Below are 18,085 nucleotides of genomic sequence, written 5' to 3'. Positions count from 1 at the left end.
GAAAAACTACTGCGCGGCTGTTAAACCCTGGCAGCGCGCCTCGATGACCCGCACCAAACCGGGCAAGCGCGGCGTCGGCAAGCCTAACGCCTGGGCGTGCTGATCGGGGTCGAGCACTGCGGTCGCGCTAAAGCCGCAGCGGGTAAAGCCTGCGACTATCTCCTCGGCATTGCGGTAATGCAGCGGGTAACTGCCGCGGGTCAGCCGCCCGACCAGCTCCACACCCCAACGCAATTGCCGGTAACGCGGATGCTCTTGCAGATTCGGGTACAGATCGGTCAGATAAGTCGCCTGGGGAAACGCCTGCAACTGCGTCGCCAGGCGCGCCCAGAACGCCTCAATCACCGGCAACTCGAAGTAATTCACCAAGCCTTCGGTAATCACCAAGATCGGCAAGCTGTGATCGAGCCCAGCAAACAAATTGGCCAGGGTATCGCGGCCGTCGCCAGCAAGAATATCCACCGCCTTGACCTGATGATTCTGGCTCAGCCAGCCCTGGCTCTGCAGCAGCAGGCGCTTGCGCGCAGCCATCACCGGCAGGTCGGCCTCGATATAGCGCAGGCTCGGATAGCGGGCGGTAAAGCGCCGGCCACGGGGCGACAAACCACAGGCGATTTCGACCACCTGACAAACCCCAGCCTGCTCGATGGCCTGGGTCAAACGGGCATCGATCAGCAGATGGCGCTGCAGCAGCAGGTTTTCCAGATCGATGCCAAAACCAACCCGGGCGCCCCAAGTGACCGGACGCAGCACGCCGTGAATCCAGCGCCCCAGGTCGGTGGCGAAGGCCGGATCGGCCAGTTGATGGCGATACCACACATAGCCGGTGTAGTGCGCACTCGGCGAGATATGGGCACTGCTAACCCGCGCTCGTTCAGCCATGAGTTGGACTCTTATTGTTATGATGGCCGCCAGACTATGCCGCGCCGCCCGCCGGCGACAGCTCGCAGTGAACTATCCCACCCTTAGTTTGCGTAATCACGGTCACCGAGCAATGTCCCGTGCGCGCTTGCGCGGCAGATCAAAACACTCAAGCTGCACGACTCACCCTCGCCCACCGAGAACACGCTTATGTTGCATTGGTTCGACAGCCTCACCGGCTGGCTCGGCGCCCATCCCGAATGGCTGGGCCTGGCGCTATTTTTACTGGCCTGCGGCGAATGCCTGGCCCTGGTGGGCATCTTGATACCGGGAGCCCTTTTGCTCTTTGCGGTTGGCGTACTGGCCGGCGGCGGAGTGTTAAGCCTCGGCGAAACCTTGCTGCTGGCCTACAGCGGCGGCTTACTGGGCGATGCCTTGTCCTACGCCCTCGGGCGGCGCTTTCAACAACGGATTCGACGCCTGCCCCTGCTGCGCAGCCATCCACAGTGGCTGGACGGCGCCGAAACCTATATGCAGCGCTATGGCATCGGCAGCCTGCTAGTGGGACGTTTTATCGGCCCGCTGCGACCGTTTTTGCCGATGGTGGCGGGCATGCTAAAGATGCCACTGGCGCGCTTTAGCGCCGTCAGCTTGCTGGCCGGTGCCGGCTGGTCGGTGGCTTATCTGGTGCCCGGCTGGGCCACCGGCGCGGCCATGCGCCTGCCACTGAGCCAAGGCTTCTGGGGCCAGGCAGCAGTAGTCGCGGCGGCTTTGGCGCTCTTGGTGCTGCTGAGCATCCACAACGGCCTGCGCCAACACCCCCGCGCCGCCGCCGTGACCAGCGGCCTGGGCGCCTTACTGCTGCTGAGCCTGCTGTTGGGCTGGCGTCACCTAAGCGATTTCGACCAGGGCCTGATGAGCCTGGTGCAAGCCCAGCGCAGCCCCGAGATGGACAGCCTGATGGTGCTACTGACCCGGCTCGGCGATTTCAGTACGCAACTCGCGGCCGGCAGTTTGCTCTGCCTGCTTTTGCTGTTGGCGCGCAAATGGCGGGCCAGCGCGTTCGCCGCCAGCACCCTGCTGCTGACCGCGCTGGCCAACAGTGCCTTGAAACAGCTACTGGCGCGCCCACGCCCTGAGGTGCTGCTGGAACCCCTGCACAGCTTCAGCTTGCCCAGCGGCCATAGCTCGGCGGCCTTTGCCTTCTGCCTGGTGCTCGGCGTGCTGGCCGGCCGCGGTCAACCGCCACGCTGGCGCCTGACCTGGCTGCTACTGGCCAGCTTGCCAGCCAGCGCCATCGCCCTGTCGCGGGTCTATCTGGGCGTGCATTGGCCAACCGACATTCTCGCCGGCGCCTTGCTCGCCAGCAGCCTGTGCGCCGCGTGCTTGAGCCTGAGCGAGCGCCGTCAACATCTGCCGGAAATGGCCGCGTCCGTCTGGTGGCTGGTACTCCCGGCCTGCCTGGCGCTCTTTATTGGCTTTGTCAGCACGGCGCTGCCGGCGGCCTTGCTGCACTATCGCTATTAATTAAGACGATGCACAGGTTAACCGCCGCACTTGTAGGGCGGGTTAGCCGCGCAGCGGCGTAACCCGCCGGCGCGATGGATGCGCTGTGGCTAACAAATGTCGGGTTACGCTGCGCTAACCCGACCTACGCGAGCATTTCGCCTTGCAGTTGCTCCAGCCAGCGCTGAATCAGCTGCAAGCAGGCCGCCGGTTCGCCCAGGACCAACAGCTCGAGCTTTTGCGCCAAGCTAAACGGCAGCAAATAGGCCAGTTGATTGGCCAGCGCCAGCTGGTCCGCGACCTCACCATCCAAGCCCATGGCGACGATCCGCGGATGCTCGGCCAGCGCTAATAACAGCGCCTGTAAATCGGCATGCTGCTCGGCCAGCGGTAACTCATCCGGCTGACTTAACCAAGCCACAGTGGCCAGGCTCAGCTGATCGGCCTGGATCTGCGCCTGCTCGACGCGAAAACGCCGAGCCCCGACCACCCGAATCCCCAGCAAACCATTCGGCAACTGTTGCCAATCGACAATCCGCGCCTCACAGCCAATCTCGGCGCAACGGTCGGGCGCCGTGCCGACCTCCTGGCCATCCAGAATCGCCACCACACCAAAGCCGGTGCCTTGTTTAAGGCAGCGGCTGAGCATATCTAAATAACGCGGTTCGAAAATCTGCAAGTCCAGCAGGCAACCCGGGAACAACACAGTATCGAGGGGAAATAACGGCAGTTGCATAGGTCGACCCGTTTAACTCAGCAAAGACACCATCAAGGGCAAGAATACCGCCGTCGCCATGCCCATCAAACTCATTGCCAGGGCGGCAAAGGCACCACTTTCTTCATCTTCTTGCAGCGCCCGCGCGGTGCCCACCGCATGCGCCGTCAAGCCCAGCGCCATGCCGACCGCCGCCGGATGGCGCACCCCGATCAGGCGTAACAATTCTGGACCGCACATGGCGCCAAGCACCCCGGTGATCAGCACAAACACTGCCGCCAGCGCCGCCACACCACCAATTTGCTCGGCCACCAACATAGCAATCGGTGAGGTTACCGATTTCGGCGCGATGGTCATCAAGATCATCTGTTCGGCGCCAAACAGCCACGCCAGCAACACGCCCAGCAGCGTGGCCAGCACCCCGCCGACCAGCAGCGTCAGCACGGTTGGCCAGAACAACTGGCGGATGCGGCGTAAATTCACATACAACGGCACCGCCAACGCCACGGTGGCCGGGCCGAGCAGAACGATCAGCAATTGCGCACTTTGTTTGTATTCGGCATAGCTCAGCCCACAGGCCAGCAGCACACCGATCACCGCCAGCATCGACAACAACACCGGCTGCAAGAAGACCCAGCGGGTTTTCTCATAAGCTGCCAACGCCAGCTGATAGGCGGCCAAGGTAATCCCAACGCCAAACAGCGGGTGATGAATCACCGCCTGCCAAGCGGCCATCACGACTCACCGCCGCGGCGCGCCTGGCGCTCAATCAACTTTTGCATCAACCAGCCGGCGAAGGCCAGCGACAGCAACAACGACAGGGTCAAGGCCCCGGCAATCGCCCAAAAATCCGTCGCCAACACCCGCATATACACCATCACCCCGACCGCCGCCGGCACCAGCAGCAACGGCAGATAACGCAGCAGCCCCGTGGCGGCCACGCTCAAGGGTTCGCCCACCTCGCCGCGCAGCAACAAAAAGCCAAGCAGCAACAACATGCCGATGATCGGCCCCGGCAACACCGACAGCCACAACACATTTATTGCGCTGCCGCACAGTTGAAACAGCACCAGCCAAGTCAGGCCACGTAACAGCATGAGAGTCTCCCAAAGGATCGCGTCGCCATTATAAGCACAGCGACATATCGGCTATAACTTACGTCTGGCCGCCGCGTTTGTGGCTTGACCAAATCCGCGCCAGATGTTGATCTAAGGCCTTGGAGCAACACCCGCTAAAAACAACAACACCCGCGAATTTAAGGATAATTTATGGCACTCGTACCCGTAGTAGAACTCCAGGATTACATCGGCAAGGAACTTGGCCAGTCCGCCTGGCTGAACATCGACCAGGAGCGGATCAACCAGTTTGCCGAATGCACCGGCGACCACCAATTCATCCACGTCAACCCGGAAAAAGCCAAACTGACCCCGTTCGGCGGCACCATCGCCCATGGCTTTTTGTCACTGTCGCTGGCGCCCAAGCTGATGGAAGGCATCATGTTGATGCCGCAAGGCTTGAAGATGGCGGTCAACTACGGCCTGGACAGCGTGCGTTTTATTCAGCCGGTCAAAGTGAACTCCAACGTGCGCCTGGTGCTAACCCTGATCGACGCCACCGAGAAAAACCCCGGCCAATGGCTGCTCAAAGCCAAGGCCGTACTGGAGATCGAAGGCTCCGCAAAACCGGCTTATATCGCCGAGATGCTGACCCTCTGCTTCGTTTAAACAGTCACAACTAGCAACGGGGCGCCATGAGCGCCCCGTTTGCGTTTAGCAGGCCGTTGAAAAACGTAAGCGAGGCGGGCAAGACAAGGCAAAAACGGCCGCAACGTAGCGAAGCGCAGTAACAGCCTTAGGCTGGCCCGCAGGGCGAGCGCAGCGAGTCAAAAGCGCAGTTTACGTGTTGTAAATGAGCATTTTGAGGCCGTTTTTAACGCAGTATTGCCAACGCAGGTAGTTTTTCAACAGCCTGTTAGAGCGCCAACAACAGCGCACTCCCGTGCATTGGTTTGCGCCATACTGCAGCCATTGCCTTGCTGATCTGGATGTCTTTGATGCGCTACTTGCTTGCCCCCTTAAGCCTTGCTTTGCTGCTGGTCGCGTGCGGCCAGGGCGAGCCCCTGACCCCGGCGAACGCTACCTTGCCGGATGGCGGACGCTATCGCGGCGAGGTCGTCAATGGCCTGCTACAAGGCCAGGGGCGGTTGGATTACAGCAATGGCAGCTGGTACGCCGGACAATTCAAAGATGGCCAGGCGCACGGCGCCGGTGAATGGCAAGGGGCCCACGGCGAGCATTATCTGGGCGAATTTCGCTTAGGTGAGTTCGACGGCCAAGGCACCCTCAGCCGCAAAGACGGCAGCCACTATCGAGGCCATTTCAAACAAGGTCAGGTGGACGGCGAAGGCCATTTACAGCAAGGCAAAATGAGTTACCGCGGCGAGTTTAAAGCCGACCAATACCATGGCCTCGGCGACCTCAAACTGGCCGACGGCAGCAGCTACAACGGCCAGTTCAAACGCGGCGAACCCCAGGGCCAAGGGGTGCGCAAAGACGCCGAGGGCAATCTGTTAAGCGGCAACTTCAAGCATGGCTTGCTCGAGGGCGAAGGCAGTTACATAGGCGCCGAGGGTGAGCAATACGTGGGCGGTTTTAAACACGACAGCTTTGACGGCAAAGGCCGCTACACCAGCAGCGATGGCGATGTCTGGCTCGGCCAGTTCAAGCATGGCGCGCTAACCGGAGCCGGTGAATTTATTGGCAATGACGGGCGCCACTACCAAGGCCAACTGCGTCACTGGCGCTTTAACGGCAAAGGGCAGTTGAAACTGGCAGACGGCAGCCGATTCGTCGGTGAGTTTGCCGACGGCGAGTACCACGGCCAAGGTCAACTCACCCTGGCCGATGGCAGCATTACCGGCGGCCAGTGGCAACATGGCCTGCGGGTTCGCGATGAGCAGGCACAACGCCTTGGCGACCCGCTGGAACTCGGCTTGCTGGCGCAAGGACAGTTGCTCGAACACGCCCTGGCGGCCATCCCGCCGTCCACCCCGGCAATCGAGCTGTACAGCCTGACGCTGGCCGGCGACGGCTCGCAGAGCGTGTTTCTGCGCGAGGCCGACTACGCCAACAAACTCTTGCGCGAACGCTTCGCCGCCCACGGCCAGATCAGCCTGATCAACCACCGCGACCATTTGACCGACCGGCCGCTGGCCACCCGCGAAAACCTGCGCCGCGCCGTGCAAACCATCAGCGAACGCAGTGATGCCGAAGACTTAATATTTATCTACCTGACCAGCCATGGCTCGCGCGACCATCAACTGTCACTGCAGCAGCCACGCCTTGAGCTCGAAAGCCTGCCGGCCAGCGAGTTGGCCGAACTGCTCAAACCGCTTAAAAACCGCAACAAGGTGGTGGTGATTGCCGCCTGTTACGCCGGCGGTTTTATCCCGCCGCTACAAGATGAGAAAACCCTGGTGATGACTGCCGCCCGTGCCGACCGGGTGTCTTTTGGCTGCTCGGACGAAGCCGACTTCACCTACTTTGGCCGCGCCCTGCTGAGCGAGGCGCTCACCGAAACCGACGACCTGCCGCGCGCCTTCGAGATGGCCAAGGCCAAGGTCGCCGAGCGGGAAAAAGCCGGTGACTTCCAAGCCTCCGAGCCACAAATGTGGGCGCCCAAAGGCGTACTCGCCCAATGGCGTAAATTGCGTCACCAGCAAGCCGAACAAGCCCTAAGCGCCATCAACCTTGAGCAGAGCAAAACCAGCCACTGAACTGGTCGTTACCCGGAGCACTACCTATGTACCTAACACCGCAACGTATTTTGCTCGCCGGCGCCAGTGGCCTGACCGGCGAGCACCTGCTTGATCGACTGCTCAATGAGCCGACCGTGGCGCACGTTCTGGCGCCCTCGCGGCGAGCGCTGGCCGGTCACCCGCACCTGGCCAACCCGGTCGGCGAGCTGTCCGTTTTGCTGCCACAGCTGTCTGGCAACTTTGATACCGCCTTCTGCTGCCTGGGCACCACCCTCAAGCAGGCCGGCTCGCAAGCGGCCTTTCGCGCCGTCGACCATGACCTGGTGCTGGCCTTCGCCGAACGTGCGCGGGCCCTCGGCGCCCGGCATTTGCTGGTGATCAGCGCCCTCGGCGCCGACGCCCAATCCGGGGTGTTTTTCAACCGCGTGAAAGGGGAAATGGAAAACGCCTTGCACGCGCAAAACTGGCCGCAGCTGACCATCGCCCGGCCTTCGCTGCTGCTCGGCCCGCGCCGTGAATTTCGCCTTGGCGAGCGCTTGATCGCGCCCTTGGCCCGCTGGATTCCCGGCAAATACCGCGGCATTCAAGCCTGCACCCTGGCCCGCGCCCTCTGGCGCCTGGCGCTGGAAGAGCAAGAAGGCACGCGGGTGATCGAATCGGCGCAGCTGCGCCAGCTGGGTCGCTAAGCACTAGCCGCCGGTCGCTGACGCCGTAGGGTGCCGGTGAGCCCCGCGAACCGCACCATCGCACCCGCATTGCAACACCCATAGGAGGCAAGGATGCCCCGCTATCTGCGCTCACCCGCCAACGGTGCCTGCTACTTCTTTACCGTCAATTTAGCTGATCGCCAAACAGACCTACTCACCCGCCATATTGACCCGCTGCGTGCAGCCTTTCGCAGCGTGCAATTGCGCCATCCCTTTGGCATACCGGCCGCGGTGATACTGCCCGACCACCTGCATTGCCTGTGGCAGCTGCCCGCCGGCGACAGCGACTTTGCCACCCGCTGGAGCTTGATCAAAGCCGCCTTCTCGCGCACGTTACCGACAACCGAAGTCATCAGCAGCAGCCGACGGGCACGCGGCGAACGCGGTATTTGGCAGCGACGCTTCTGGGAACATCGCATTCGCGACGATGAGGATTATCGCCGCCACGTGGAATACATCCATTTCAATCCGGTCAAGCATGGCCACGCTCTGCGCGCGGCGGATTGGCCCTACTCATCCTTCCGGCACTTCGTCCGCGCGGGGCTGTATGCGGAGGATTGGGGAATAGCCGCCGAGAGTCAGCCGCCAGACACTGGCGAAGGCTGCGACAAGACTCGCTAAGCGAACACTTGGGCTGGGTTTGTTGGTGCGGTTCGCGGGGCTCACCGGCACCCTACGGATTGGTGTTTAGCTGTCGGCAGCGATGATTTATTGTTGCTCAGCCCTAGCGCCGTAGGGTGCTGGTGAGCTTGCGAACCGCACCATTTGCCAACCAAGCACCTTACAAGCCGCCGCTCACCCCGACACCGATGCCCAGTTCGGCCAAGACCGTGAAGGGCAGCACCAGGGTATCCAGCAGCGCACTAAAGGGCAGGTCGAGCGCCGGATAGCTCGGCGGCTCGCTGCCAAAGCGCGGCACCGGACAGCAGCCGCCATGCAGCGCGTACCAGTCTAGGCGGGTGCCTGAATAAATAATCGGCAGATCCGTCTTAGCCCCATTCAGGGTACTGACGCTGGCGCAGCCTTGCAGCAAGCAGGCCGCCAGCACGAGCGCGAGTGGCTTAGCAGGCCGTTGAAAAATGTAGCGAGCGACGGCTAGGCTGATTTCAACGCCGCATAACCGAGCGCAGTAGTTTCTCAACGGCCTGCTATTCATCGCCACTGCTGTGATGATGCTCACCCCAACGCGGCAGCATGTCCTGGGGGATATTCAGGCAATTGAGAATCCGCGCCACAACAAAATCGATCAGGTCATCGATGGTTTGCGGCTGGTGATAAAAGCCCGGCGAGGCCGGCAGAATGGTCACCCCAAGATTGGACAGCTTGAGCATGTTCTCCAAATGAATGCTGGAAAACGGCGCCTCCCGCGGCACCAGAATCAGCTGCCGACGCTCCTTGATGGCCACATCGGCGGCGCGCTCGATCAGGTTGTTGCAGGCCCCCGTGGCGATCGCCGACAGGGTGCCCGTCGAGCACGGCACCACCACCATGGCGGTCGGCGCGCCGGAGCCGGAGGCCGCCGGCGCCATCCAGTCTTCCTTGCCGTACACCCGGATCTGCCCGGCCACGGCGCCGGTGTATTCAGTCAAGAACGCCTGCATTGCCTGGGCTTTGGCCGGCAGGCACACGTCGGTTTCGGTGGCCAGCACCAACTGCGCGGCCTTGGAGATCAGAAAATGCACCTCACGCTCTTCACGCACCAGGCAGTCCAGCAGGCGCAACGCGTATTGCGCGCCCGATGCGCCAGTCATCGCGAGGGTGACGCGTTCCGGGCCGCTCATTGCAGCGCCTCGGCCAGCTTGCCGTGCAAGCCGCCGAAACCGCCGTTGCTCATCACCACCACCTGGGTGCCGGGGGCGGCCAGGGCTTTAACCCCGGCGATAATTTGCTCCAGGGACTCGCAGACCTGGGTCGTCACTGTGCTGCTGGCCACCGTGGCGGCCAAGTCCCAACCCAGATTGGCCGGCGCGTACCAGAACACCTGATCGGCCTGGGCGACGGATTCCGGCAAGCCGGCGCGGTGGGCGCCGAGCTTCATCGAGTTGGAGCGCGGCTCGATGATGGCAATCAACTGCGCCGCGCCGACGCTTTTGCGCAAGCCGTCGAGGGTGGTGGCGATAGCGGTCGGGTGGTGGGCGAAGTCGTCATAGATGGTCACGCCGGCCACTTCGGCGACCTTCTCCATCCGCCGTTTGACGTTCTTGAACGCGCTCAAGCCGGCAATCCCCAGCTCCGGCACCACGCCCACGTGGCGTGCGGCGGCCAGGCAAACCAGGGCGTTGGCGACGTTGTGCTGACCGGTCAGCGGCCAGTCGACCACGCCTTGCACCGTGCCGGCAAACAGCACCTCGAAGCGCGAGCCGTCGGCGCTGAGCAATCTGGCCTGCCACTGGGCGCCTTCGCCGGTGGTCTGCACGGGCGTCCAGCAACCCATCTCGATTACCCGTTGCAACGCCGCTTCGGCTTGCGGATAAATAATCAGGCCTTCGCTGGGAATGGTGCGCACCAGGTGATGGAACTGCCGCTCGATGGCGGCCAGATCCGGGAAGATATCCGCGTGATCGAACTCCAGGTTATTCAGAATCGCCGTGCGTGGGCGGTAGTGGACGAACTTGCTGCGCTTGTCGAAGAAGGCACTGTCGTATTCGTCGGCCTCGATCACGAAGAACGGCGTGTCGCCCAGGCGCGCCGAGATACCGAAGTTCTGTGGCACGCCGCCGATCAAAAAGCCCGGGGTCATGCCGGCATGCTCCAACACCCAGGCCAGCATGCTGCTGGTGGTGGTTTTGCCGTGGGTGCCGGCCACCGCCAACACCCAGCGGCCCTGCAGCACATGCTCGGCCAGCCACTGCGGGCCGGACACGTAGGCCAGGCCTTTATTCAACACATACTCCACCGCCGGATTGCCGCGCGACAGGGCGTTGCCGATCACCACCAGATCCGGTGCCGGTTCCAGCTGGGCCGGGTCATAACCCTGGATCAGCTCGATGCCTTGGGCCTGCAGCTGGGTGCTCATCGGCGGATATACATTGGCGTCGGAGCCGGTGACGCGGTGGCCCAACTCCTTGGCCAGCACCGCCAGCGAGCCCATAAAAGTGCCACAGATACCGAGAATATGGATGTGCATGGGTTACCTCAAAAAACGGCCTTGCGCCGAGCGCAAAAACGGGCGCCACGGCCCGCACAAACTAGGCCGGCAGGTTACCGCAGGCGCTGGTACGGGGCCAGCATGGCGCGGTGCGCTGGCAAACGCACCAACCAGTAGGAGCGGCTTTAGCCGCGATGGCGGCCGCTCAGTCGCCACAGCAACCGTGGGATCAGCAGGGTTTCCAGCATCGCTTCGCGGCTAAAGCCGCTCCTACAAAGGCGCTGCCCGCCAGCACAAATCCGCAGCAAGACACCATTCCCGTAGGGGCTTTAGCCGCGACAGTTCCTTATCTCAACCCTGCTCACCACGCTCGATGCCATGCTTACGAAGTTTGCGATACAGGGTATTGCGGCTGATGCCCAGTTGCTCGGCGGTGTGGGTCATGTGCCAATGCTGCGCCTGCAACGCCGCCAACAGGGCGCTGCGTTCGGCATCATCCAGCGGGCCGGCGACGCTGTTGGGCACTGGCTCCGGCAAGGCCTGGGCTTGCCGAATCGGCGCGGGCAAATCGCTAAGGCGAATGCAGCCATCGTCGCAGAGCGCCGCCAGGGTGCGCAGCACGTTGCGTAATTGCCGCACGTTACCGGGCCAGTGGTAATCCAGCAGCGCCTGACGGGCACTGGCCTCCAGCAGCAGCGATTGGCCGGCGGCTTCTTGCGCCAGCAAATGCTCGAGCAATTGCAGCTTGTCCGTGCGCTGGCGCAGCGCCGGCAAATCCAGCACCAGGCCGTTGAGGCGGTAAAACAGATCTTCACGAAAACTGCCGGCCGTCACTCGCTCATCCAGCGCTCTGTGGGTGGCGCTGATGATGCGTACATCGATGGCCTGCGGTTCGCCGCCAATCGGCACCACCAGGCGATCCTCCAAGACCCGCAGCAAGCGGGTTTGCAGCGCCAGCGGCATGTCGCCAATTTCATCCAGAAACAGGGTGCCACCGTCGGCCTGTTGCAACTTGCCGCGCATGCCGTCTTTGCGCGCGCCGGTAAAACTGCCGCCGCGATAGCCGAACAACTCGCTCTCGATCAGGTTCTCCGGGATCGCCGCGCAGTTCAGCGCCACGAAGGCCTTGGCCGCCCGCGAGCTGCCCTGATGCACGGCCTTGGCGAAGGCCTCTTTACCCGAGCCGGTCTCGCCATTCAGCAACAAGGGCACGTCGCGCTCGAACACCCGCACGGCGCGGCGCAAGTCGTTTTGCAAGGCGGCATCGGCCATGCACCAAGGCTGCTGTGTGCTCTGCGCCGCCACTGGCGCGGGCCGGTTGAATGTCGGCAGCGCACGCGGCACGCCGCGCAACATGGCGAACAAGGCCCGGCCGTTACGGGTGCGCAGCGGCCAACTGGCGCTTGGTTGCGGGCTGGCGCGGCCGAGCAACTCATCCAGGCGACAATCAAAAAAACTCTCCACTGGCTGCCCGAGTAACGCCGCGCGAGTCAGCCCCAGCAGGTTCATGGCGCTCTGATTGACCGCGCTGATTCGCCCCTCGCCATCGAAGGCCAGCAGGCCCTCGCTGAACAAACCGACGTACTCGGCCTGCAGGTGGAAACGCAGCAGCCACTGACCCTCGAAGCGGCGCAAAAAGTAACAACTCTCGATCATCTTCGCCGACAGATTGACCAGCGCCATGGTGTGAAACTGGCTCTGGCGCGACACATCGCGGCGCGCCGAAGACACGTCCAGCACCGCCAGCAAATCGCCCTGAGCATCGAACACCGGGCTGGCCGAGCAGGTCAGCCCGGTGTGCCGCCCGCGAAAATGCTCATCGCGGTGAATGGTCAGGGCCTGCCGCTCAACCAGGCAGGTGCCAATGCCATTGGTGCCCTCGCAGGCCTCGCTCCAGTCGGCGCCGAGCCATAATCCTGCGCGCTCGAAGGTCTTGCGCTCGGCGTCACCGGTGACGCTGTTGAGGATCACCCCGCGAGCATCGGTGAGCAGCACCGCATGACCACTGCCGGACAGTTGCTGATGTAAATTGGTCATCTCGCCGCCGGCGATTTCCAGCACCTGCTGCAGGCGCTCGCGCGACTCCAGCACTCGGCTGTGCTCCAGCACTGTGGGTGCCATCCGTTGCGCAGGATCGAGTTGATAATCCTGCAGGCAACGCAGCCAGGAGCGGGCGATGGATGCGTCCGCCGCCGGCCCAGCCAATTGCTGGATGCCTTGCCCAACCGTGAGCACCTGCTGGGTGTGCTGACTAAAATGATTCGCAGGCATTGTTATTGTTCTCCGCCTTAATTAATGGCTATGTCCCAGTTACGTGTTGCACGCAGTTTTGTAGGGTGGGTTAGCGGCGCCATGCAGGTTCAAAACCTCACCTCGCAACTAATGCGCCGCGTAACCCACCAAGCGGTGATCGGCCTACCCCATCTGGTGGGTTACGGCGCAGCTGACTAAGCATCAGCAGATAGCCCGTGGTCATGCGCCTAACCCACCCTACGATTCTCCGGCAGGGTGGGTTCAACACATCACGGGGACATCGCCGAATTAAAATATCGACCAGCATTACCCAGCCTCCAGAGCTTTGCAATGCGCAGCTGACTGACCGGTCGTCGCTCGCGCCATACCTGTGACAATTTGTCACCCTGCACGTATCGAAGACGCTACAACGCCGCCCAGCGCAGCGCGCAAGCAATTGGCCACCCCCCTCTAAACCAGCCGTCTTGCAACCTTGGCCCGGCCCTTGCTCTAGGCTTAGGCAGCGCCACCGAGCGCACTCCTCCGCAACCTAATAACAAGCACAAAAAACCAGGAGATTCTCAGCATGCGTTACGCCCACCCAGGTACCGAAGGCGCCCTCGTTTCCTTCAAGGCTCGTTACGGCAACTACATCGGCGGCGAATTTGTCGCGCCGGTCAAAGGCCAATATTTCACCAACAGCTCGCCAGTGAATGGCCAGCCGATTGCCGAATTCCCGCGCTCCACGGCCGAAGATATAGACAAAGCCCTGGACGCCGCCCACGCCGCCGCCGATGCCTGGGGCAAGACCTCGGTGCAAGCGCGCTCGGGCATCTTGCTGAAAATTGCCGACCGTATCGAAGCCAACCTAGAGCTGCTGGCCATCACCGAAACTTGGGACAACGGCAAGGCCGTGCGCGAAACCCTGAACGCCGACATCCCCCTGGCCGCCGATCACTTCCGTTACTTTGCCGGCTGCCTGCGCGCCCAAGAAGGCAGCGCCGCCGAGATCGATGGCAACACCGTCGCCTATCACATCCATGAACCCCTGGGCGTGGTCGGGCAGATCATCCCGTGGAACTTCCCGCTGCTGATGGCCGCCTGGAAGCTGGCCCCGGCCTTGGCCGCCGGCAACTGCGTGGTGTTGAAACCGGCCGAGCAAACGCCGCTGGGCATCAGCGTGCTGATGGAGCTGATCGGTGACCTGCTGCCGCCCGGCGTACTTAACGTGGTGCAAGGTTTTGGCAAGGAAGCCGGCGAAGCCCTGGCCACCAGCAAGCGCATCGCCAAAATCGCCTTTACCGGCTCCACCCCGGTGGGCGCGCACATTCTTAAATGCGCCGCCGAGAACATCATCCCGAGCACCGTCGAGCTGGGCGGCAAGTCGCCGAATATCTTCTTCGAAGACATCATGCAAGCCGAGCCAAGCTTTATCGAAAAAGCCGCCGAAGGCCTGGTGCTGGCATTCTTCAACCAGGGCGAAGTGTGCACCTGCCCGTCCCGCGCCTTGGTGCAGGAGTCTATCTACCCGGCCTTTATGGCCGAGGTGATGAAGAAGGTTAATCAGATCAAGCGCGGCGACCCGCTGGACACCGAGACCATGGTCGGCGCCCAGGCTTCCGAGCAGCAGTTCGACAAAATTCTCAGCTACCTGGAAATCGCCAAGCAAGAAGGCGCCGAACTGCTCACCGGCGGTGGCGTAGAGAAACTCGCCGGCTCCCTGGGCGGCGGTTATTACATCCAGCCGACCCTGCTCAAGGGTCACAACAAGATGCGCGTGTTTCAGGAAGAAATCTTCGGCCCGGTGGTCAGCGTCACCACCTTCAAGGACGAAGCCGAAGCCCTGGCGATTGCCAACGATACCGAGTTCGGCCTCGGCGCCGGTCTCTGGACCCGCGACATCAACCGCGCCTACCGCATGGGCCGGGCGATTAAAGCCGGTCGCGTGTGGACCAACTGTTACCACCTGTACCCCGCCCACGCCGCCTTCGGCGGTTACAAGAAGTCCGGTGTCGGCCGCGAGACCCATAAAGTGGCACTCGAGCATTATCAACAGACCAAAAACTTGCTGGTCAGCTATGACATCAACCCGCTGGGCTTCTTTTAAGCGCCTGTCGGCGCTGAAAACGTCCTCTGCATAGCTAAAAACGCAACCCCCCACGCCAGCCGCTCGCTATTGGCGGCAGCTGGCATGGGCGTTGCGTACCTCGACAAAACTCTTGGTCTGTTCAACTCTCGGGCGGGTACTCAATATGACGATAACAACGCAACTCAAACCAACACTCGGCACCCTGCACCTCTGGGGCATCGCCGTCGGCTTGGTGATTTCCGGCGAATACTTCGGTTGGAGCTACGGCTGGGGCAGCGCCGGCACCATGGGCTTCTTGGTCACGGCCTTGATGGTCGCGACCATGTACACCTGCTTTATCTTCAGTTTCACCGAGCTGACCACCGCCATCCCTCACGCGGGCGGGCCCTTCGCTTACAGCCGGCGAGCCTTTGGTCCCAAGGGCGGTTTGATCGCGGGGCTGGCCACGCTGATCGAGTTCGTCTTTGCGCCACCGGCCATTGCCATGGCCATCGGCGCTTACTTGAATGTGCAGTTTCCCGAACTGGACCCCAAGCACGCGGCAGTCGGCGCCTACATCATCTTCATGACCCTGAATATTGTCGGCGTCAGCATTGCCGCCACCTTTGAACTGGTGGTGACGGTGCTGGCAGTGGGTGAATTACTGGTGTTTATGGGCGTGGTGGCGCCGGGCTTCAGTTTCAGCAACTTCGCCTTAAATGGCTGGTCGGGCGCGAACGAGTTCAGCAGTGCGGCGATTCCGGGGATGTTCGCGGCGATTCCGTTCGCCATCTGGTTCTTCCTCGCCATCGAGGGCGCGGCCATGGCCGCCGAAGAAGCCAAGGACCCGAAACGCACCATTCCCAAGGCCTACATCAGCGGCATTCTGACTCTGGTGTTCCTGGCGGTCGGCGTGATGATCATGGCCGGCGGTGTCGGCGACTGGCGTCAGCTGTCGAACATCAACGATCCGTTGCCCCAGGCGATGAAAGCCGTGGTCGGCGACAATTCGACCTGGATGCACATGTTGGTGTGGATTGGCCTGTTCGGTTTGGTGGCGAGCTTTCACGGCATCATCCTCGGCTACTCGCGGCAGTTCTTCGCCCTCGCTCGCGCCGGCTACCTGCCGCGCGGCTTGGCTAAACTGAACCGCTTCCAAACCCCGCACCGGGCGATTCTGGCCGGCGGCGTGATCGGCATCGCAGCTATCTACAGCGACGGCCTGATCAACCTGCAAGGCATGACCCTGACCGCCGCGATGATCACCATGGCGGTGTTCGGCGCCATCGTGATGTACATCATGAGCATGCTCAGCCTGTTTAAACTGCGCCACTCCGAGCCGCTGCTGGAGCGCAGCTTCCGCGCCCCTGGCTACCCAATTGTGCCGGGCATTGCCCTGGCCTTGGCGGTGGTGTGCTTGGTGGCTATGGCTTGGTTTAATGCCATGATCGGCATGGTGTTCCTGGGCTTCATGGTGGTGGGTTTTGTCTACTTCCAACTGACCTCGCACCACCGCGCCAATGCACCTGCGGATGCAATGCTGACCGGGGTTTAACCGCCAGCATTGGGCCTTTGTAGGGTGGGTTAGCCGCGCAGCGGCGTAACCCACCAACGATGCCAAACCGTGTACCAATAAACCGCGGCGCGGCAGAAATGCTGATGGGTTACGCCTACGGCTAACCCATCCTAGGGTTTAGACTGAACATCGCCTTTGTATACCCCTAACGAGCCGTTGCAGGAGTAACCCCATGGCCCGTTTTACCCATTCCGTTGGCGTGGAGACCTTCCACTTCGACAGCCTTAAAGACGTTCTGGCCAAAGCCAGCCCGGCACGCTCCGGAGACTTTCTCGCCGGGGTGGCCGCCAGCAATGCCGGCGAGCGTGTGGCCGCGCAGATGGCGCTGGCCAATATCCCGCTCAAGCATTTTCTCGACGAGGCGCTGATCCCCTACGAGGAAGATGAAGTCACCCGGCTGATTATCGACAGTCACGACGTGGCAGCCTTTGCCGTGGTCAGTCACCTGACCGTCGGCGGCCTGCGCGATTGGCTGCTCAGCGATCTGGCCGATGAGGCCAGCCTGCGCGCCCTCGCCCCCGGTCTGACGCCGGAGATGGCGGCAGCAGTGTCCAAGTTAATGCGCGTGCAGGACTTGGTGCTGGTGGCGCAGAAGATTCGCGTGGTCAGCCGCTTTCGCAACACCGTCGGCCTGCGCGGACGGATGTCGACCCGTCTGCAACCCAATCACCCGACCGACGATCCGGCCGGCATCGCCGCCAGCATTCTCGACGGTCTGCTGTATGGCAACGGCGACGCCATGATCGGCATCAACCCGGCCACCGACAATATCGCCTCCATCTGCACCCTGTTGCAGATGCTCGATGCGGTGATTCAACGCTACGAGATCCCCACCCAGGCCTGCGTGCTGACCCACGTCACCACCTCGATTGAGGCGATCAACCGGGGCGTGCCGCTGGACCTGGTGTTTCAGTCGATTGCCGGCACCCAGGCGGCCAACGCCAGCTTCGGCATCAATCTGAATCTACTGCAAGAAGGCTACGACGCCGGCCTAAGCCAGAAGCGCGGCACCGTCGGCAACAACCTAATGTATTTTGAAACCGGTCAAGGCAGCGCGCTGTCGGCCAACGCCCACCATGGCCTCGATCAGCAAACCTGCGAAACCCGCGCCTACGCGGTGGCCCGGCATTTCAAACCGTTTCTGGTGAATACCGTGGTCGGCTTTATCGGCCCGGAGTATCTGTACAACGGCAAACAGATCATCCGCGCCGGCTTAGAAGACCACTTCTGCGGCAAGTTGCTGGGCCTGCCGATGGGCTGCGACATCTGCTACACCAATCACGCCGAGGCCGATCAAGACGACATGGATGTGTTGCTCACCCTCTTGGGCGTGGCCGGGATCAACTTCATCATGGGCATCCCCGGCTCCGACGACATCATGCTCAACTACCAGACCACCTCCTTCCACGACGCCCTCTACGCCCGGCAAACCCTCGGCCTGAAACCCGCGCCCGAGTTCGAGGCCTGGCTGCAGCGCATGGGCATTTTCAGCCAAGCCGATGGCCAGGTGCGTTTCGGTAATAACCTGCCGCCGGCGTTCCGCCAGGCCTTGGCGCAACTGAATTGAACAGGCTG

General features: G+C 62.1%; 16 protein-coding genes. 8 read left to right on the top strand and 8 right to left on the bottom strand.

Features of this window, described 5'->3' with window-relative positions; genetic code table 11:
* Window positions 1–6 precede the first annotated feature (6 nt).
* Entirely contained in the window at window positions 7–882 is an 876-nt protein-coding gene (locus Q8R10_RS02260; RefSeq protein ID WP_305650618.1) for a class I SAM-dependent methyltransferase, read from the bottom strand.
* A 189-nt stretch (window positions 883–1,071) separates the two neighbouring features.
* Here Q8R10_RS02260 and Q8R10_RS02255 point away from each other — a divergent pair, with 189 nt between their 5' ends.
* Window positions 1,072–2,388, top strand: coding sequence for a bifunctional DedA family/phosphatase PAP2 family protein (locus tag Q8R10_RS02255; protein ID WP_305650616.1), 1,317 nt, complete (start codon window positions 1,072–1,074; stop codon window positions 2,386–2,388).
* Window positions 2,389–2,512: 124 nt separating this feature from the next.
* Here the strand turns inward: Q8R10_RS02255 and Q8R10_RS02250 are convergent, their stop codons facing one another.
* From Q8R10_RS02250 to Q8R10_RS02240, 3 genes are read right to left on the bottom strand one after another with little or no spacing between them, the layout of a single operon-like run.
* A complete protein-coding gene (locus Q8R10_RS02250) occupies window positions 2,513–3,103 on the bottom strand; it encodes an LON peptidase substrate-binding domain-containing protein (protein WP_305650614.1) in 591 nt (196 codons plus the stop codon).
* 12 nt (window positions 3,104–3,115) lie between these two features.
* Complete coding sequence (locus Q8R10_RS02245) at window positions 3,116–3,817, bottom strand: LrgB family protein (RefSeq protein WP_305650612.1); 702 nt, start codon at window positions 3,815–3,817, stop codon at window positions 3,116–3,118.
* Window positions 3,817–4,179, bottom strand: a complete 363-nt coding sequence (locus Q8R10_RS02240) for a CidA/LrgA family protein (protein WP_305650610.1) — start codon at window positions 4,177–4,179, stop codon at window positions 3,817–3,819. The genes Q8R10_RS02245 and Q8R10_RS02240 overlap by 1 nt, the downstream gene beginning before the upstream one ends.
* 171 nt (window positions 4,180–4,350) lie before the next feature.
* Here Q8R10_RS02240 and Q8R10_RS02235 point away from each other — a divergent pair, with 171 nt between their 5' ends.
* From Q8R10_RS02235 to Q8R10_RS02220, 4 genes are all read left to right on the top strand, one after another.
* The gene (locus Q8R10_RS02235; RefSeq protein ID WP_305650608.1) at window positions 4,351–4,806 is read left to right on the top strand and encodes a MaoC family dehydratase; all 456 of its coding nucleotides are present in this window, start codon (window positions 4,351–4,353) and stop codon (window positions 4,804–4,806) included.
* Between the two features lie 320 nt (window positions 4,807–5,126).
* A complete protein-coding gene (locus Q8R10_RS02230) occupies window positions 5,127–6,857 on the top strand; it encodes a C13 family peptidase (protein WP_371133284.1) in 1,731 nt (576 codons plus the stop codon).
* A gap of 26 nt (window positions 6,858–6,883) precedes the next feature.
* Window positions 6,884–7,525, top strand: a complete 642-nt coding sequence (locus Q8R10_RS02225; protein ID WP_305650605.1) for an oxidoreductase — start codon at window positions 6,884–6,886, stop codon at window positions 7,523–7,525.
* 93 nt (window positions 7,526–7,618) lie between these two features.
* Window positions 7,619–8,167 (top strand): transposase, encoded by a 549-nt coding sequence (locus Q8R10_RS02220; protein WP_305650603.1) that lies wholly within the window; start codon window positions 7,619–7,621, stop codon window positions 8,165–8,167.
* A 160-nt stretch (window positions 8,168–8,327) separates the two neighbouring features.
* On the opposite strand, the gene Q8R10_RS02215 is transcribed toward Q8R10_RS02220, so the two are convergent.
* The 4 genes from Q8R10_RS02215 to Q8R10_RS02200 all read right to left on the bottom strand — a co-directional run bounded on the left by Q8R10_RS02215 (window position 8,328) and on the right by Q8R10_RS02200 (window position 12,905).
* A complete protein-coding gene (locus Q8R10_RS02215; RefSeq protein ID WP_305650601.1) occupies window positions 8,328–8,579 on the bottom strand; it encodes a YceK/YidQ family lipoprotein in 252 nt (83 codons plus the stop codon).
* A gap of 115 nt (window positions 8,580–8,694) precedes the next feature.
* A complete protein-coding gene (gene ubiX, locus Q8R10_RS02210) occupies window positions 8,695–9,327 on the bottom strand; it encodes a flavin prenyltransferase UbiX (protein WP_305650599.1) in 633 nt (210 codons plus the stop codon).
* Window positions 9,324–10,673 carry a UDP-N-acetylmuramate:L-alanyl-gamma-D-glutamyl-meso-diaminopimelate ligase gene (mpl, locus tag Q8R10_RS02205; RefSeq protein WP_305650597.1) on the bottom strand — a complete coding sequence of 450 codons (1,350 nt, stop codon included), beginning with the start codon at window positions 10,671–10,673 and terminating at the stop codon, window positions 9,324–9,326. The genes ubiX and mpl overlap by 4 nt, the downstream gene beginning before the upstream one ends.
* 312 nt (window positions 10,674–10,985) lie before the next feature.
* Window positions 10,986–12,905: a sigma-54-dependent Fis family transcriptional regulator gene (locus tag Q8R10_RS02200; RefSeq protein ID WP_305650596.1), complete on the bottom strand. Its 1,920-nt coding sequence runs from the start codon at window positions 12,903–12,905 to the stop codon at window positions 10,986–10,988.
* Between the two features lie 547 nt (window positions 12,906–13,452).
* Between Q8R10_RS02200 and Q8R10_RS02195 the strand changes: the two genes are divergently transcribed.
* From Q8R10_RS02195 to Q8R10_RS02185, 3 genes are all read left to right on the top strand, one after another.
* A complete protein-coding gene (locus tag Q8R10_RS02195; protein ID WP_305650594.1) occupies window positions 13,453–14,973 on the top strand; it encodes an aldehyde dehydrogenase family protein in 1,521 nt (506 codons plus the stop codon).
* A gap of 145 nt (window positions 14,974–15,118) precedes the next feature.
* Window positions 15,119–16,489 (top strand): ethanolamine permease, encoded by a 1,371-nt coding sequence (eat, locus tag Q8R10_RS02190; protein ID WP_305650592.1) that lies wholly within the window; start codon window positions 15,119–15,121, stop codon window positions 16,487–16,489.
* Window positions 16,490–16,682: 193 nt separating this feature from the next.
* On the top strand, window positions 16,683–18,077 hold the full coding sequence (locus Q8R10_RS02185; protein WP_305650590.1) for an ethanolamine ammonia-lyase subunit EutB: 1,395 nt from the start codon (window positions 16,683–16,685) through the stop codon (window positions 18,075–18,077).
* The last annotated feature ends 8 nt before the right edge of the window (window positions 18,078–18,085 follow it).

It is taken from the genome of Pseudomonas sp., assembly GCF_030698175.1.
Classification (GTDB): Bacteria; Pseudomonadota; Gammaproteobacteria; order Pseudomonadales; family Pseudomonadaceae; genus Aquipseudomonas.
Note: the sequence above shows the minus strand (reverse complement) of the source record. Positions and strands in the feature narration are given on the sequence as shown.

Excerpts from the sequence above, each read along its gene's own strand:
- Q8R10_RS02235 (WP_305650608.1), top strand. The coding sequence starts at position 4,351 with ATGGCACTCGTACCCGTAGTAGAACTCCAGGATTACATCGGCAAGGAA.
- Q8R10_RS02185 (WP_305650590.1), top strand. The coding sequence starts at position 16,683 with ATGGCCCGTTTTACCCATTCCGTTGGCGTGGAGACCTTCCACTTCGAC.
- Q8R10_RS02260 (WP_305650618.1), bottom strand. The coding sequence starts at position 882 with ATGGCTGAACGAGCGCGGGTTAGCAGTGCCCATATCTCGCCGAGTGCG.
- Q8R10_RS02200 (WP_305650596.1), bottom strand. The coding sequence starts at position 12,905 with ATGCCTGCGAATCATTTTAGTCAGCACACCCAGCAGGTGCTCACGGTT.
- eat (WP_305650592.1), top strand. The coding sequence starts at position 15,119 with ATGACGATAACAACGCAACTCAAACCAACACTCGGCACCCTGCACCTC.
- Q8R10_RS02195 (WP_305650594.1), top strand. The coding sequence starts at position 13,453 with ATGCGTTACGCCCACCCAGGTACCGAAGGCGCCCTCGTTTCCTTCAAG.
- Q8R10_RS02240 (WP_305650610.1), bottom strand. The coding sequence starts at position 4,179 with ATGCTGTTACGTGGCCTGACTTGGCTGGTGCTGTTTCAACTGTGCGGC.
- mpl (WP_305650597.1), bottom strand. The coding sequence starts at position 10,673 with ATGCACATCCATATTCTCGGTATCTGTGGCACTTTTATGGGCTCGCTG.
- Q8R10_RS02255 (WP_305650616.1), top strand. The coding sequence starts at position 1,072 with ATGTTGCATTGGTTCGACAGCCTCACCGGCTGGCTCGGCGCCCATCCC.
- Q8R10_RS02245 (WP_305650612.1), bottom strand. The coding sequence starts at position 3,817 with ATGGCCGCTTGGCAGGCGGTGATTCATCACCCGCTGTTTGGCGTTGGG.
- Q8R10_RS02220 (WP_305650603.1), top strand. The coding sequence starts at position 7,619 with ATGCCCCGCTATCTGCGCTCACCCGCCAACGGTGCCTGCTACTTCTTT.
- ubiX (WP_305650599.1), bottom strand. The coding sequence starts at position 9,327 with ATGAGCGGCCCGGAACGCGTCACCCTCGCGATGACTGGCGCATCGGGC.
- Q8R10_RS02230 (WP_371133284.1), top strand. The coding sequence starts at position 5,127 with ATGTCTTTGATGCGCTACTTGCTTGCCCCCTTAAGCCTTGCTTTGCTG.
- Q8R10_RS02225 (WP_305650605.1), top strand. The coding sequence starts at position 6,884 with ATGTACCTAACACCGCAACGTATTTTGCTCGCCGGCGCCAGTGGCCTG.
- Q8R10_RS02250 (WP_305650614.1), bottom strand. The coding sequence starts at position 3,103 with ATGCAACTGCCGTTATTTCCCCTCGATACTGTGTTGTTCCCGGGTTGC.